Origin of the sequence: Pseudomonas sp. MM213 (genome assembly GCF_020423045.1) — a bacterium.
Taxonomy (GTDB): domain Bacteria; phylum Pseudomonadota; class Gammaproteobacteria; order Pseudomonadales; family Pseudomonadaceae; genus Aquipseudomonas; species Aquipseudomonas migulae.
In genome coordinates this window covers 3,755,106-3,770,855 of record NZ_CP081943.1, presented here as the reverse complement: position 1 = coordinate 3,770,855, position 15,750 = coordinate 3,755,106, and the positions used below count along the sequence as shown (strand labels likewise).

Below are 15,750 nucleotides of genomic sequence, written 5' to 3'. Positions count from 1 at the left end.
GATCTACTGTGGACTTGGCATTTGTGTAGCCACCACTGTTCCCGTGAAGCGACGATGCAGGCAAGATGAAGGCCTGCAAGTCAGAACACAGGATGCTGATCGTGACCGAAGCTTTTATTATCGTTCAAACCGCCGAGCAAGCCGTGGACCGGCTTGCTCACTTGCACAATCGCGCAACCACCGCACTGAGCCAGGCGCTCAAGCGTTACCTCAAGGATCGAGTTGAACCGGACGCCGAACAGCGTGCGATGTTTCGTTATCCTGAACTGCGTCTGACCTACCACTGCCAGGGCGAAGTCCCGCAAACCACCCGCGCCTACGCCAAGGTGCAGTTGCCGGGGACCTACAGCGTCACCGTCACCCATCCGGCGGCTTTCCGTAAATACTTGCTGGAACAGCTCGTACCGTTGATGCACGACTTCACCGTGACCGTGGAAGTCGGCATCAGTCAGCAGAACATTCCTTATCCGTATGTGGTCGAGCAGGGCGATGAACTGGCCGGCTCCGGTGTGACCGCGGCCGTGCTGGCGCGGGTGTTCCCGAGTACCGATCTGTCCGCCGCGACCGATGGCATCGCTGACGGTTTGTACGATTGGGAAAACACCGACCCGCTGCCGCTGGCCCTGTTCGACGCCGCGCGGGTGGATTTCTCCCTGCGCCGCCTCGTGCATTACACCGGCAGCGACTGGCGCCATGTGCAGCCGTGGATTCTGCTGACCAACTACCACCGCTACGTTGACCAGTTCATTGTTCATGGCCTCGAGCAGTTGCGCAGCGATCCGCGTTTCGTGCGCATGGTGCTGCCGGGCAACGTGATCATCGAAAAGAGCATGGATCACGGCGAAGCCTCGGCGATTGCTGCCGGCGTGGTCTGGCATCGCTATCAAATGCCGGCCTATCACCTGATTGCCAGCGACGGTCATGGCGTGACTTTGGTGAACATCGGCGTCGGCCCGTCCAACGCCAAGAACATCACCGACCATTTGGCGGTATTGCGTCCGCATTGCTGGCTGATGATCGGTCACTGCGGCGGTCTGCGTCAGTCGCAGACCATTGGCGATTACGTGTTGGCTCACGCCTACATGCGCCGCGACGGGATTCTCGATCGGGTCGTGCCGCCGAACATTCCGATTCCGGCCCTGGCCGAAGTGCAGATGGCGTTGCAGCAAGCGGCGGCCAACATTACTGGCGAAAAGGGCGACGAGCTGAAGAAACGCCTGCGCACCGGCACCGTGCTGACTTACGACGACCGTAACTGGGAATTACGCTGGGCCCAGGAACGTCCGTTGATCAACCTGTCCCGCGCCGTGGCGGTGGACATGGAAAGCGGCACCATCGCCGCGCAAGGTTATCGCTTGCGGGTGCCGTACGGCACATTGCTTTGTGTCTCGGACAAACCGCTGCACAGCGAAATCAAGCTGCCGGGTTCGGCCAACGCCTTTTATGAGCGCGCGGTCAGCCAGCACTTGAAGATCGGTATCGAGGCGGTGGACTTGTTGCGCACCGAACTCAACTCGTTGCACTCACGCAAACTGCGCAGCTTCGACGAGCCGCCGTTCCGGTAATAGTTGTCATGGTCATTTGGCGGTCAGGGCACTAGCATTAGCAGCCCTGACCGTTAGATGTTCTCTTCGCCATGTCCCGTCCCCAACGTCCTGTGTCCCGCCGCCTTGGCGCGAACACCCCGTCATCAGCCCCGCGCCGTGTCGCCAAAGCGCCGCCGGCCGAACCGAAGCTGATTCTGTTCAACAAACCGTTCGATGTGCTGACGCAATTCAGCGACGGCGAAGGGCGGGCGACGCTCAAGGATTTCATCGAGATTCCCGGGATTTACCCGGCAGGCCGTCTGGATCGCGACAGCGAAGGGTTGTTGCTGCTGACCAACGACGGCCAGCTCCAGGCGCGGATTGCCGACCCCAAGCACAAACTGGCCAAGACTTATTGGGTGCAAGTGGAGGGCGAACCGAGTGCCGAGCAGTTACAGCGTTTGCGTGATGGCGTCGAGCTGAATGACGGCATGACCTTGCCCGCGCAAGCGCGGCAACTGGATGAGCCGCAACTGTGGCCGCGAAACCCGCCGGTGCGCTTTCGCAAAAGCGTGCCGACCAGTTGGCTGGAACTGGTGATTCGCGAGGGGCGTAACCGTCAGGTCCGGCGCATGACCGCCGCGGTCGGCTTGCCGACGTTGCGGCTGGTGCGGGTCAGGATCGGCGACTGGTCGATCGAAGGACTCGATCAGGGCCAGTGGAAAGAAGTGCCGGCGCGCTTATAACGTGCCGGATTCGATCAGGCCGATCACCACGCTTTTGATCACGAACGCGGCCACGCCCAGACCGAGCACGAAGAACAGGATGAACGAGCCGAAGCGCCCGGCCTTGGATTTCTTTGCCAGATCCCAGACGATGAAACCCATGAAAATGATCAAAATGCTGACCAGTCCGGTCATCATCCACTCTTCGAATACTGCAGGATCCATCGGACATCTCCAGCGGGGGCGGGGCTAAAAGGCGCTGGAGTATACGGCATGGGGCATTGGCGCGGCATTGACCTGCGGCAGCGTGTCGCAGCTATTCGTCGCCTGTTCCGGCCCCTTCGCGGGCAAGCCTCGCTCCTACAAAGGCTCGCGCGAGCCCTTGTAGGAGCGAGGCTTGCCCGCGAAGGCGTCCTCAGCTACGCAGATGAGTCAGCGGCAGTTCGGTGCTGTTGAGCACCTGGTTCAACACAAAACTCGACCGCACACTCGTCACCCCTTCAATCCTTGTCAGGTGCCCCAGCAGCAACTTCTGATAGTGATCCATGTCCGGCACCACCACCTTGAGCTGATAGTCCGCATCCATCCCCGTCACCAGGCTGCATTCAAGCACTTGCGGCAAGGTGCGAATCGCCGCTTCGAAGTTCTCGAATCGCTCCGGCGTATGCCGGTCCATGCCGATCAACACATAAGCAGTCAGGCTCAGGCCAAGCATTTTGCGATCCAGCAGGGCCACCTGGCGGGTGATGTAGCCGTCGTCTTCCAGTTGCTTGACCCGGCGCGAGCACGGTGAAGGTGACAGGCCGATGCGTTCGGCCAGCTCCTGGTTGGAGATGCGCGCGTCGCGCTGCAATTCCGCCAAAATGCTCAGGTCGTATCGGTCGAGTTTGCTCATCAATCAGGCCTTTGTCATATCGATTGCGGCAGATTATCTATCCAGGGTTAAAAATTGCGCAAGTCATGTTTATTTGAGCAATCTTCGCAATCCTCTGCCGGCGCCCCAAGCCTATTCTTATCACCAGAATCACTGCTCGGACAAACAGTCCACAGCGGCTCGCCCAATCAGGCCAGTCGCGGCCGCCACCCCCACCGGGGATGTGCCGGCCCCCGAGCTGCACACTGTCCAGAAGACGGTGTGAGGTGAGCCGACGTCATAAGCGTCGAGCACGGACGAAGTTCTCAAAGGGAGGCCGACGGGTCTCCCTTTTCTTTTGCCCGCAATTTTTCACCCGCCCTCAATAAATAAGTTGCGCGACTGATAACCTGTTGCAGAACCGGCCTGTGCTTTCCCAGTCTTACGTACAGGCCATAACCCGCAGTGAGGAAAAGCATGAAGTCGCGCATCTGGCGTTTGGCCGGTGTTGGTTTGCTGTGTGTCAGTGTCACTGCGCAATCGCTGGCCGATGAGCCGCAGAACCGGGGTCCCGACAATGGACAACGCGGTGACGGTCATCAGGGCAACAATCAGGGCCGTGGCGGCAACAATCAGCCGCGTCCGCAAAACAACGACATCATTCGTGGCGACAACAGTCGTCAGTTCGAGAACAACGGCCAGTCGCGCAATGGCGGGCAGTGGCAAAACAATCAGCCGCGAGACAACCCGCCGCGCGACTTCAACAGCCCCGTGCGGCCGCCACCGCCGCCGCCACAATTGCCGGCCAACGACTTGCCGATCCAGGGCCGGCCCGACACCGTGCGCCAGACCCAGCAGCCGCAACGTGGTTACTATCAGGACATCCCGCGAAACAATGGTTACAACCAGCAATGGCAGACCGGCGGGCCGGGTTCACGTCCCGACGATCATCATTGGGCCGGTCGCCCGAATGGCCACGGTAACGGTTGGGGGCCAGGCCCGCAGTACCGTCCCGGGCATGTGATCGACCGCTTCCCGGACCGCGACTATCGCGTGCCGTATCGTGGGCAGGATTATTTCTTCTCCGGCGGCTACTGGTATCGCCCGCTCGGCCCGCGTTATGTCGTGGTGCAGCCGCCGCGCGGGATTCGCGTCAGCTACCTGCCTGATTACGCCCGTGAAGTGTGGATCGGCGGCGCGCTGTTGTTCCTGGCGGCGGGCTCGTATTACGCCTATCAGGAAAGCACTCAGGATTACGTGGTGGTCGAGCCGCCCGTGCAACCGCAACCGACCGGCAATGGCTATGACGTGGTGGCGTATCCCGCCAACGGGCAGTCGCCACAGCAGGTCAATCAGGACGGCTACGAGTGTTATCAATACGCAGTGCAGCAGAGTGGCTTCGATCCGCGCACGGCCATCTACCAGCCGGATCCGTCGGTGGTGCAAGCCTACCGCCAGGCCCAGGGCAACTGCCTGAGCAGTCGCGGGTATCAGGTGAGTTTCTGATTTGCCCTGGCAGCCTTCACCACTTCCTGCGGGTCGGCGTGCACCAGCACCTCGGCTCGCGGGTACGCCGCGTGAATTGCATCGGCCGCCTGATCGCTGATGCCGTGAGCGACTGACAGGGTCAGCTCCCCCGGCAATTCCAGGTGCAATTGCACGAACCACTGGTTGCCGGACACCCGTGTGCGCAGGTCATGCGCGCCCAACACCCCCGGTACGCTGCAGGCCAGTTCGAGCATGTGTTGGCTGACGTCTGGCGGCAGCTCCTCGTCCATCAGCACCTTAAAACTTTCCCGGGCGATTTGAATGGCGCTCCAGAAGATGTAAGCGGCGATCCCCAATCCAAACCACGCGTCCATCTGATGCCAGCCAACCCCGGCCAGCAACAGCGCAACCAGAATGCTGCCATTGAGCAGCAAGTCCGAACGGTAATGCAGGGAATCGGCGCGCACCGCGTTGGAGCCGGTGGCCTTGACGACCCGATGCTGCAACATCAGCAGGACCAATGTCAGCGCCAGGGAAAACACGATCACGCCGATGCTGATCCACGGCGCACCCACCGGTTCCGGATGCTTGAGCCGATCAAACGCCTGCAACGCAATCAGCACCGCACTGCCACCAATGAACAACGCCTGCGCCATGCCCGCCAGCGATTCGGCCTTGCCGTGCCCGTAACGGTGATCTTCATCGGCGGGGCGCAAGGCGTAATGCACTGCCAGCAGGTTGAGCAGCGAGGCGATACCGTCGAGGGCCGAGTCGGTCAACCCGGCGAGCATGCTCACCGAACCGCTCAACCACCACGCGATGGCTTTGGCGACGATCAACGTGCACGCCACCGCCACCGAGGCACGGGTCGCCAGCCGCAGCAGGCGGGCGTGTTCGGAGCTGGAAATCATAAGTGCGGCTATTCCTTTATGTGCACGGATTACGCGGCAGGTTGCAGGCCGAGCAAGGCCAGTTGCTGAGTGCTGCCCTTGTGTTGAATCAAACGTGGATCGTCCAGCGGGAAGCTGCGGCCCAGTTCGGTTTCAAGAATAGTCTGCAATTTGTGGGTATCGACCTTGCCGTCGGCACCGATCGCTTCCTTGAGTTTTTCCGGTGCCACCTGTGCGGTCTCGCCCGGTGCGTAGTAGATCGCGCCGGTGGCGAAGTCCACGGCAAAGGCGATCAGGCCGGGGATGATGTAGAACAGCAGGCCCACGGCATCCAGCGCGGCGATGGCCGGGTCAATCTTGCCTTCGATCTGCCCGCGGCGATCAGGGTAGAAGATCGATCCGCAAGCGGTTACCTGAGTCAGCAAGGTGGCAACCAATACACCGCCAATCAGGCGAAAGGGAACACGCATATGAAATCTCCTGGGTAATTTCAAAACGAAAGGGCGTCTCTATGAGTTAGGACCCTGATAAACGCCGAGCAGTTCGCCGTTATACTCGGCCCTCTGTTTGGGAGCCAGCATGATTTCTTTGCCGATTGATGAAGTTTTACCCGCCCTGCGTGAAGCCTTGGCGACACGCCACGAAGCCGTGCTCGAAGCACCGCCCGGTGCCGGTAAAACCACCCGTGTTCCATTGGCCCTGCTCAACGAGCCATGGCTGGCCGGGCAGACCATTCTGATGCTCGAACCGCGTCGGTTGGCTGCACGTGCGGCGGCGGAGCGCTTGGCCAGTGAGCTGGGCGAGAAGGTCGGTGAAACCGTCGGCTATCGCATTCGGCTGGACAGCAAAGTCGGGCCCAGGACGCGGATTGAAGTGGTCACCGAAGGCATCCTCACCCGGCGCTTGCAGGATGATCCGGCGCTGGAAGGCGTGGGCTTGCTGATCTTCGACGAATTTCATGAACGCAGTCTTGATGCCGATCTGGCCTTGGCGCTCAGCCTGAATGGCCGGGAACTGTTCCGCGATGATCAGCCGCTGAAGATTCTTTTGATGTCGGCCACCCTTGAAGGCGAACGCCTGGCCGGGTTGCTCGATGACGCGCCGATCCTGCGCAGTGAAGGGCGCATGTACCCGGTGGCGATGCGCTGGGGCCGACCGTTCCAGCCCGGTGAATTCATCGAGCCGCGCCTGGTGCAAACCATCCTCGAAGCCTTGAACGATGAAACCGGCAGCCTCCTGGTATTCCTGCCGGGGCAAGCGGAAATCCGCCGGGTGCATCAACAACTGGCCGATGCGTTGGGCGAGAACACACAGGTGTTGCTCTGCCCGTTGCACGGTGAACTGGACCTCGCCGCGCAGCGCGCTGCGATTGATCCAGCCCCGGCGGGCAAGCGCAAAGTGGTGCTGGCGACCAACATCGCCGAAACCAGCCTGACCATCGACGGCGTACGTGTGGTGATCGATGCCGGGTTGGCGCGGGTGCCGCGTTTCGATCCGGGCAGCGGCATGACCCGCCTCGACACGCAGCGCATCTCTCGCGCCAGTGCCACGCAACGTGCGGGGCGGGCAGGGCGGCTGGAGCCGGGCGTGTGTTATCGCTTGTGGTCGCAGGATCAACACGAGCAACTGGCGGCGTATGCGAGTGCGGAAATTCTTTCGGCGGACCTTGCCGGTCTGGCGTTGCAACTCAGTCGCTGGGGCGTGACACCGACGCAACTGGTGTGGCTCGACGTGCCGCCCGCCGCCGCGTATGCCCAGGCTCAGGACTTGCTTGATCGCCTTGGCGCACTGGACGGTGAGTCGCTGACCCGCCACGGTCAGGCCATGGCCGAACTGCCGGCGCATCCGCGCATCGCCCATTTGCTGCTGCGCGGTCAGGCGCTGGGCTTGGCGGACATGGCGTGTGATGTCGCGGCGTTGCTCGGCGAACGGGATATTTTGCGCGGTGCCGGCGCCGATCTGCACAGTCGACTGGTGCTGTTGTCCGGCGAAGAGCGTGCCGCACGCGGTGCTCAGGGCGGTGTTCAGCGAGCGCGGCAACTGGCGCGTCAATACCGTGGTTATCTGCGTGGCAAGGCGTCGGAACCGGTCAGCGATCCGGAGCACCCGCGCTGGCTCGGCGCCTTGCTGGCGCTGGCCTATCCCGACCGTGTTGCGCAGCAACGTCGAGCGGGTGGTGCGGAATATCGCCTGGCCAACGGCCGTGCCGCGTTGTTCGCCGAAGCCGACAGTTTGATGAAGCAGCCGTGGCTGGTAATCGCCGATCTCGGCAGCCGTCAGGGGCAGTGCGAGGAACGGATTTATCTGGCGGCGGATTTCGATCCGGCGTTGTTCGATTCGGTGCTCGCCGAGCAGGTGCGGGTGGTCGATCAGCTGGATTGGGATGAGCGCGAAGGCGTGTTACGCGCCGAGCGTCAGCGCAAGGTTGGCGAGTTGATCCTCAGCCGTGAACCGTTGACCGGGCTCGATGAAACCGCGCGCAGTCAGGCGTTGGTGAATCTGGTGCGGCGCAAGGGGCTGGAGCTGTTGCCGTGGACGCCGGAGTTGCGTCAGTGGCAGGCGCGGGTGGCGTTGTTGCGGCAGTTGGACCTTGTCGGCAAGGGCGAGAGCGAGTGGCCGGATGTCAGTGATGCTGCGCTGCTCAAAAGCCTTGAGCACTGGTTGATGCCGTACCTGGGGAAGGTCTCGCGGCTCAGTCATTTTGCCAGTCTGGATCTCTCAAGCATTGTTCATAACCTATTGCCGTGGCCGCTGCCGCAACGGCTCGATGAGCTGGCGCCGCATCATTTGGGCGTGCCGTCGGGGTCGTCGATTCGTCTGGATTACAGCGAGCAGCCGCCGATTCTGGCGGTGCGGTTGCAGGAGTTGTTCGGTTTGGCCGAAACCCCGCGCATTGCTGGCGGGCGGCAGGTGGTGAAGTTGCATCTGTTGTCCCCGGCGCGGCGGCCGGTGCAGGTGACGCAGGATCTGGCAAACTTCTGGCGCAGTACGTACGCCGAGGTGAAAAAGGATCTGAAGGGGCGGTATCCGAAGCATTACTGGCCGGATGATCCGTTGGTGGCCGAAGCGACCGCACGAATCAAACCCCGGAAGTGAGGTGCCCCCCACTGTAGGAGCCGGCTTGCTGGCGATAGCGGTGGGTCAGTTATAGATTTATTGGCTGGACGGACGCCATCGCCAGCAAGCCGGACTCCTACAAGGTCGGGTGTGATCTTTCGGCCTTGGCGGTGAGTTGTTCGCGGCAGTAATCGGCAAACAACTGCGCCGGTTTGGTCAACTGCCCGCGCTTCAGCCACGCCGCCACCAGCCCTGAGCCGGTGATGTCTTCGACGATGTCCACGCACACCACTTTCTGCCCGTCGTAGGTGCACTCCGAGTGCGGGCGGGTGACCAGGATCGAGAAGCCGAACCCTTGGCCGACCATGCCCCGGACCATCTCGATCGACGGTGAGCTGAACGCAATGTTCGGCGACAGGCCCAGTTCTTCGAACAGGCTGACGAAGTAGGTCCGGCTCGGTTGCACGTCCAGCAGAATCATCGGCTCCAGGCACAGATCACGCAGGGACACTTGCTTGAGTTGGGCAAAGCGATGATCCGCCGGCAGCAAGGCATAAGGCCGCTGCGCCGGCATCAGGGGTTCGGTTTCGATGGTGGCGTCGAGGTCGTGTTCATAGAGGATCGCCAGATCGAAGGTGCCCGAGGTCAGGCCTTGCACCAACTCCTGCTGTTCGCCGTCACGGATGCGGATTTTCACGCCGGGATACAGCGCCGAGAACCCGGCAATCAATTGCGGCAGGTACAGCGGCGCGACGGTTTCGAAGCAGCCGATGTCGATTTGCCCGGCCACCACGTCGTTGTCGGCCAGGGCGTTCTGTTCGAACTCCTTGGCCATGCGCAACAGTTCCTGGGCCTTGCGGTAGAAGCGTGCGCCGCTGGGCGTCAGGGACACGCCTTGGGCGTGATGACGGATCAGCAGTTGCACGCCGAAGCTGTCTTCCAGGCCTTTGATCGCCGTGGAAATGGCCGGCTGGGCGATGTACAGCTTGCGCGACGCCTCGGCAACGCTGCCGCATTCGACGGTGGTGATGAAGTACTTCAATTGACGCAGGTTGTAGGCAGCCACGGCAAACCTCGGGGTGGATGGACTCGACATCCAGCAATTTTTGCGCCGACTGCGTCCGTTCTGACGACGGTGTTGTTGTGCCTGAACAATAACCACATACCGCACGACCGGGGAGATGGGCTGCCCAGTTTTTTCATGGTCTGCGAAGACATTTTTACTATTTTTCCTCGACACGGGCCTGGGCCACCATCCAATTCACAAGAAAAGCCCATGGAGCATCTGAACGTGTTCGAGCTTACCTACTGGCAAAACAAGGCCGCTGCGCTGGCGTTTCCCGACCAGGCCCTGATTGATGGCAAACCCCGTTCGGCGCAGTCGGGACAAACCTTCGCCGCGATCAACCCGGCCACCGGCCAGCGCCTGGCCAACGTGACAGCGTGCGGTGATGAAGAAGTGAACGCCGCCGTCAAAAATGCGCGGCAGGTGTTCGAGGCCGGCACCTGGTCGTCGCGTTCGCCAAACGAGCGCAAGCAAGTGCTGCTGCGTCTGGCCGATCTGATCATGACCCACCGCGAAGAACTGGCGCTGCTGGATTCGCTGAACATGGGCAAGCCAGTGATGGACGCCTACAACATCGACGTGCCGGGCACCGCCGGAGTGTTTCGCTGGTACGCCGAAAGCCTCGACAAACTCTACGATCAGATCGCACCGAGCGCGCAGAACGTACTGGCGACCATCACCCGCGAAGCGCTGGGCGTGGTCGCCGCCGTGGTGCCATGGAATTTCCCGCTGGACATGGCTGCATGGAAACTCGCGCCCGCGCTGGCGGCAGGCAATTCGGTGATCCTCAAACCCGCCGAGCAATCACCGTTTTCTGCCCTGCGTCTGGCCGAGTTGGCGCTTGAAGCCGGCTTGCCAGCAGGCGTGCTCAACGTGCTGCCGGGACTCGGCGAGCAGACCGGCAAAGCCCTTGGTTTGCACCCGGATGTCGATTGCCTGGTGTTCACCGGCTCCACCGAAGTCGGCAAATTTTTCATGCAGTATTCCGCGCAATCGAACCTGAAACAGGTGTGGCTGGAGTGCGGCGGCAAGAGCGCCAACCTGGTGTTCGCCGATTGTCAGGACCTTGATCTGGCGGCCGAAAAAGCTGCGTTCGGCATCTTCTTCAATCAGGGCGAAGTGTGTTCAGCCAACTCGCGGTTGCTGGTGCAGCGTTCGATCCATGACGAGTTCGTCGAGCGCCTCAAGGCGCAGGCCGAACGCTGGCTGCCGGGCGATCCGCTGGACCCGTCGAGCAGCGCCGGGGCGATTGTCGATAGTCGCCAGACCGCGCGCATCATGAAGTTCATCGAGCAAGCCCAGCGCCAGGGTGCGACCAAGGTGTGCGGTGGTCGGCAGTCGATTTTCAACGGCTCCGACAACTTCATCCAGCCGACGATTTTCACTAACGTGAGCCCGGACATGCCGCTGTTTCGCGACGAAGTGTTCGGCCCGGTGCTGGCGATCACGGCGTTCGACGACGAGGCACACGCCTTGCAACTGGCCAACGACAGCGTCTACGGCCTGGCCGCTTCGCTGTGGACCGACGACCTCAATCGCGCCCACCGCGTGGCGCGGCAATTGCGCGCCGGCACGGTGTCGGTGAACAGCGTCGATGCACTCGATGTGACGGTGCCGTTCGGCGGCGGCAAGCAGTCCGGTTTCGGCCGTGACCTGTCGCTGCACTCATTCGATAAATACACCCAGTTGAAGACCACCTGGTTTCAACTGCGCTAATAACAAAACGGAGAACTGGCGATGACCACACCACGTGAAACCCGCGACTACCAGGCCGCCGACGCTGCGCACCACATCCACGCATTCGTCGATCAGAAAGCGCTCAACGATGAAGGGCCGCGGGTGATGGTCCGTGGCGAGCGCCTGCACCTGTGGGACAACGATGGTCGGCGCTACCTCGACGGCATGTCCGGGTTGTGGTGCACCAACCTCGGTTACGGCCGCAAGGATCTGGCGGCGGCAGCGGCTCGGCAGCTTGAGCAATTGCCGTACTACAACATGTTTTTCCACACCACTCACCCGCAGGTGATCGAGCTTTCGGAGCTGCTGTTCAGCCTGCTGCCGGGGCACTACAGCCACGCGATCTACACCAACTCCGGCTCCGAAGCGAACGAGGTGCTGATCCGCACCGTGCGCCGTTACTGGACGATCCTCGGCAAGCCCGAGAAGAAAGTCATGATCGGTCGCTGGAACGGTTACCACGGTTCGACACTGGCGGCGACGGCGCTCGGCGGCATGAAGTTCATGCACGAAATGGGCGGCATGCTGCCGGACATCGAGCACATCGACGAGCCGTACTTCTTCGCCCACGAAGGCAACCTGACCCCGGCTGAATTCGGCCTGCGGGCAGCGCAGCAACTGGAAGCGAAAATTCTCGAACTGGGCGCGGACAAGGTCGCCGGGTTCATCGCCGAACCGTTCCAGGGTGCGGGCGGGATGATCTTCCCACCGGAAAGTTACTGGCCGGAAATTCAGCGGATTTGCCGCAAGTACGACGTGCTGCTGTGCGCCGACGAAGTGATCGGCGGCTTCGGTCGCACTGGCGAATGGTTCGCCCACGAGCACTTCGGTTTCGAGCCGGACACGCTGTCGATTGCCAAGGGGCTAACCTCCGGCTACATCCCCATGGGCGGGCTGATCCTGTCGAAGAAAATGGCGCAGGTATTGGTGGAGCAGGGCGGGGTGTTTGCCCACGGCCTGACCTATTCCGGACACCCGGTGGCGGCAGCGGTGGCCATCGCCAACCTCAAGGCGTTGCGCGATGAAGGCGTGGTGACGCGGGTCAAGGACGACATCGGGCCGTACCTGCAACAGTGCTTGCGCGAAGTGTTCGGCAATCACCCGTTGGTGGGGGATATCCAGGGTGTCGGGATGGTGGCGGCGTTGCAGTTGGCCGAAGACAAAACCAGTCGCAAGCGCTTTGCCAACGAGAACGACATTGCCTGGCGTTGCCGCACGATTGGGTTTGAGGAGGGGGTGATTATTCGTTCGACGTTGGGGCGGATGATCATGGCGCCGGCGTTGATTGCCAGTCGGGAAGAGGTTGATGAGCTGGTTGGCAAGACGCTGAAAGCGGTCGATCGTACGGCGCAGGAATACGGCCGGCTCTGATGTAGCCGAAGGTCCTTCGGACCTTAATCGCGAGCAGGCTCGCTCCCACATTGGATCTGTGTCGATCACAAATCCCCTTGTGGGAGCGAGCCTGCTCGCGATTGCTATTGCCGATTCAACACACCTCTCAGGTTTTGCACCCACCCCGTGCACCCCCGCCAACCCCGCCCTTTTACCGCGCACGCTACCCAGTTTTTTCATCACTCCCACCGACATATTTCCTAATTTTCCTTCTCCCCACCTTGGTCCAACATCGACCTCGCCAGTCAGCCGAACACTGCCCACCCAAAGGTCCATCAGAGACCACCCGTGGCAGCTCTTCTCCAAAGGCTGCTGGCCGTACTGCCCATGACAAAACTAAATCAACAGCTTTGGGAGTGCTCCATGATCAAGTCCTTGCTAACCCGCGTCGCTCATCCACTGGCGATCACCGCCATCGCCGCCACGATCGCCACCAGCGCCCAGGCCGGCACCCTGTCCATCGGCCATACCACATGGGTCGGTTACGGCACGCTCTACCTCGCCCAGGACCTGGGCTACTTCAAGGAAGGCGGTTTGACCGTCGAGTTGCCCGTCGTCGAAGAGGCTTCGATGTACATGGCTGCGCAAGCCTCGGGCGAATTGTCCGGCTCGGCGTCGACCATCGACGAAGTACTGAAATACCGTCCGCAATTCTGCTTCAAGGCCGTAGCCGCACTCGATGACAGCCATGGTGGCGACGGTGTTCTGGTGGGCAAGGACATCAAGAGCCTGCAAGAGCTGAAAGGCAAAGCCGTGGCGGTGAACGAAGGTTCGACTTCGCAGTTCTGGCTGTCGTACTTGCTGAAAAAACACGGCATGAGCATGAGCGACATCACCGTGCAGAACATGACGGCCGACGACGCCGCCACCGCGTTCATCGCCGGTCGTGTGCCTGCCGCCGTGACCTGGGAACCGCACCTGTCGATGGTGCGTGACAAGAAACAAGGCAAAGTCTTGATCGACAGCAGCAGCACGCCTGGCGTGATTGTCGATGTGGTCGCGCTCAACTGCACGGTCATCGAGAAACAGCCGGAAGACGTCAAGGCGTTGGTCGCCGGTCTGTACAAAGCAGTGCAGTACACCAAGGACCATCCGCAGGAAGCCTACAAAATCATGGCCAAGGGTGTTGGCGGCTACCTCGCCGATCCGAAGGAACTGGAGGCCGCCGCGCAAGGCGTGCGCTTCTACGATCAGGCCATGAGCGAAAAACTCCTGGGCTCGCCGGGCAAGCCGGGTGACAGCGAACCGTTGATCAAACTGGCCAACGAAACCGCCAGTGAATTGCAGGGCAAACCCTACAACGTCAGCAATGACGACCTGATCGACAACCGTTTCGTCAGCCCGCTGTAGGAGGTTCGCATGTTCAAGCGCAATTCATGGCTGAGCCGTTGCATCACGCCCAAGACCGGCTTGCCGGTTTCGGTGATCTGGAGCGCGAGCGGCCTGGCCTGGGTGTTGTTGGTGGGCCTGTGGGCCGGGTTGTCTTACGGCGGCGTGGTGCCGGGCATGTTCTTGCCGACGCCGGGCGCGGTGGTCGAAGCCGCCGTGCGCCTGAGCCGCGACGGCACGCTCGGTTTGCACGTGTGGGCCAGTCTTGAAGTGGTGGTGGTCGGTTTCGTCGTTTCGTCGCTGGTGGCGGTGCCGCTGGGGTTACTGATGGGCAGCTTCCGCATCGTTCAGGCGTTCCTCGAACCGATGGTCAATTTCATCCGCTACCTGCCGGTGACCTCGTTCGTGCCGCTGTTCATTCTGTGGATCGGTATCGGTCTGGAGCAGCGGGTCTCGGTGATCATCTTCGGCGTGTTTTTCCAGCAACTGGTGATGATCGCGGACGTGTCAAAAGGCATCTCCAAAGACCTGATCAACGCCTCTTACACACTCGGTTCGAACCGCCGCGATGCGGTGTTGCATGTGATCGCGCCGGCCTCGTTGCCGGGTGTGCTCGACACCTTGCGCGTGACCATGGGCTGGGCCTGGACGTACCTGGTGGTCGCCGAGCTGGTCGCCGCTTCCAGTGGCCTGGGTTACCTGAGTCTTAAGGCCATGCGCGGCTTTCAGGTGGATGTGATTTTCCTCGCCATCGCGATCATCGGCCTGTTGGGCCTGATCACCGATCAACTGTTCCGTTTCCTTCGTCTGAGGATTGCCGCATGGGCTCAGTAACCGCCGTCAACCCGCGTATCGTCACACCGATGACTGCCCCGGCCTACGCCGCACCTCGTTTGCAAGTGGACAAAGTCAGCCTGCGTTACCAGAAGCCCGACGGCGGAATGTTCACCGCGCTGGATCAGGTTTCGTTCGAAGTTCCGGATCAGCAATTCGCCGTGCTGGTCGGGCCGTCGGGTTGCGGCAAGTCGAGCTTGCTGTACCTCACCGCCGGTTTGAACGAGCCCACGGAAGGCGAGATCTACGTCGGCGGCCAGCAAGTTCAAGGGCCTGGCGCGGACCGCGGCATGGTGTTCCAGAGCTACACGCTGTTCCCGTGGCTGACCGTGCGGCAGAACGTCGAGTTCGGCCTCAAGCGTCGCGGCATGGCGGCGGCGCAGCGCAAGGACATCGTCGATTACTACGTCAATGAAGTCGGCCTCAGCGGGTTTGCCGACAACTACGCCAAGCAGTTGTCCGGCGGCATGATGCAGCGGGTGGCGATTGCCCGCGCTTTGGCCAATGACCCGCAAATCCTGCTGATGGACGAACCCTTCGGCGCCCTCGACAGCCAGACGCGCCTGCAAATGCAACAGCTGTTATTGCGCGTTTGGGGCAACAGCAAGAAGACTGTGTTGTTCGTGACCCACGACATCGACGAGGCGATTCTGCTGGGTGATCGGGTCTACGTGATGGGCGCGCGGCCTGGGCGGATCAAGCAGATTCTCGACGTGCCGATCGAACGCCCACGGACCCTGGATATGGTCATGGAGCGTTCATTTATCGAGATGAAACGCGATATTTTCGGGCTGCTGCATGATGACCTGGAGGAGGTGCATTGAACAACGCGATCCCTTGTAGGAGCCGGCTT

14 protein-coding genes are annotated in these 15,750 nt (G+C 61.4%); 9 read left to right on the top strand and 5 right to left on the bottom strand.

Annotated features, from left to right (window positions below):
* Nucleotides 1-65: 65 nt before the first annotated feature.
* Together amn and K5R88_RS17120 are read left to right on the top strand one after the other, a co-directional pair.
* On the top strand, nt 66-1,565 hold the full coding sequence (gene amn, locus K5R88_RS17125; RefSeq protein WP_177318196.1) for an AMP nucleosidase: 1,500 nt from the start codon (nt 66-68) through the stop codon (nt 1,563-1,565).
* A gap of 71 nt (nt 1,566-1,636) precedes the next feature.
* Nucleotides 1,637-2,272 (top strand): pseudouridine synthase, encoded by a 636-nt coding sequence (locus K5R88_RS17120; protein ID WP_226298098.1) that lies wholly within the window; start codon nt 1,637-1,639, stop codon nt 2,270-2,272.
* Here K5R88_RS17120 and K5R88_RS17115 read toward each other — a convergent pair.
* On the bottom strand, nt 2,267-2,476 hold the full coding sequence (locus K5R88_RS17115; RefSeq protein WP_007937369.1) for a DUF2788 domain-containing protein: 210 nt from the start codon (nt 2,474-2,476) through the stop codon (nt 2,267-2,269). The two genes, K5R88_RS17120 and K5R88_RS17115, sit on opposite strands and share 6 nt — an antisense overlap.
* 190 nt (nt 2,477-2,666) lie before the next feature.
* Nucleotides 2,667-3,146 (bottom strand): Lrp/AsnC family transcriptional regulator, encoded by a 480-nt coding sequence (locus K5R88_RS17110; protein WP_007894448.1) that lies wholly within the window; start codon nt 3,144-3,146, stop codon nt 2,667-2,669.
* 435 nt (nt 3,147-3,581) lie between these two features.
* Between K5R88_RS17110 and K5R88_RS17105 the strand changes: the two genes are divergently transcribed.
* Entirely contained in the window at nt 3,582-4,610 is a 1,029-nt protein-coding gene (locus tag K5R88_RS17105; protein ID WP_226298097.1) for a DUF6515 family protein, read from the top strand.
* Here the strand turns inward: K5R88_RS17105 and K5R88_RS17100 are convergent.
* Nucleotides 4,595-5,503, bottom strand: coding sequence for a cation diffusion facilitator family transporter (locus tag K5R88_RS17100; RefSeq protein ID WP_226298096.1), 909 nt, complete (start codon nt 5,501-5,503; stop codon nt 4,595-4,597). The two genes, K5R88_RS17105 and K5R88_RS17100, sit on opposite strands and share 16 nt — an antisense overlap.
* A gap of 29 nt (nt 5,504-5,532) precedes the next feature.
* Nucleotides 5,533-5,952, bottom strand: a complete 420-nt coding sequence (locus tag K5R88_RS17095; RefSeq protein ID WP_008035153.1) for a hypothetical protein — start codon at nt 5,950-5,952, stop codon at nt 5,533-5,535.
* 109 nt (nt 5,953-6,061) lie between these two features.
* Here K5R88_RS17095 and hrpB point away from each other — a divergent pair, with 109 nt between their 5' ends.
* Entirely contained in the window at nt 6,062-8,578 is a 2,517-nt protein-coding gene (hrpB, locus tag K5R88_RS17090; RefSeq protein ID WP_226298095.1) for an ATP-dependent helicase HrpB, read from the top strand.
* Between the two features lie 97 nt (nt 8,579-8,675).
* Here hrpB and K5R88_RS17085 read toward each other — a convergent pair whose 3' ends face one another.
* Nucleotides 8,676-9,605: a LysR substrate-binding domain-containing protein gene (locus K5R88_RS17085; protein ID WP_008031766.1), complete on the bottom strand. Its 930-nt coding sequence runs from the start codon at nt 9,603-9,605 to the stop codon at nt 8,676-8,678.
* A 225-nt stretch (nt 9,606-9,830) separates the two neighbouring features.
* Here K5R88_RS17085 and K5R88_RS17080 point away from each other — a divergent pair, with 225 nt between their 5' ends.
* The 5 genes from K5R88_RS17080 (at nt 9,831) to K5R88_RS17060 (ending at nt 15,721) form a co-directional block, all read left to right on the top strand.
* Nucleotides 9,831-11,321, top strand: coding sequence for an aldehyde dehydrogenase (locus K5R88_RS17080; protein WP_226300269.1), 1,491 nt, complete (start codon nt 9,831-9,833; stop codon nt 11,319-11,321).
* A 21-nt stretch (nt 11,322-11,342) separates the two neighbouring features.
* Nucleotides 11,343-12,713, top strand: coding sequence for an aspartate aminotransferase family protein (locus tag K5R88_RS17075; protein WP_008031762.1), 1,371 nt, complete (start codon nt 11,343-11,345; stop codon nt 12,711-12,713).
* A gap of 384 nt (nt 12,714-13,097) precedes the next feature.
* Nucleotides 13,098-14,084, top strand: coding sequence for an ABC transporter substrate-binding protein (locus K5R88_RS17070; protein WP_226298094.1), 987 nt, complete (start codon nt 13,098-13,100; stop codon nt 14,082-14,084).
* A 9-nt stretch (nt 14,085-14,093) separates the two neighbouring features.
* Nucleotides 14,094-14,897 (top strand): ABC transporter permease, encoded by an 804-nt coding sequence (locus K5R88_RS17065; protein ID WP_226298093.1) that lies wholly within the window; start codon nt 14,094-14,096, stop codon nt 14,895-14,897.
* Nucleotides 14,885-15,721, top strand: a complete 837-nt coding sequence (locus K5R88_RS17060) for an ABC transporter ATP-binding protein (protein ID WP_226298092.1) — start codon at nt 14,885-14,887, stop codon at nt 15,719-15,721. The genes K5R88_RS17065 and K5R88_RS17060 overlap by 13 nt, the downstream gene beginning before the upstream one ends.
* The last annotated feature ends 29 nt before the right edge of the window (nt 15,722-15,750 follow it).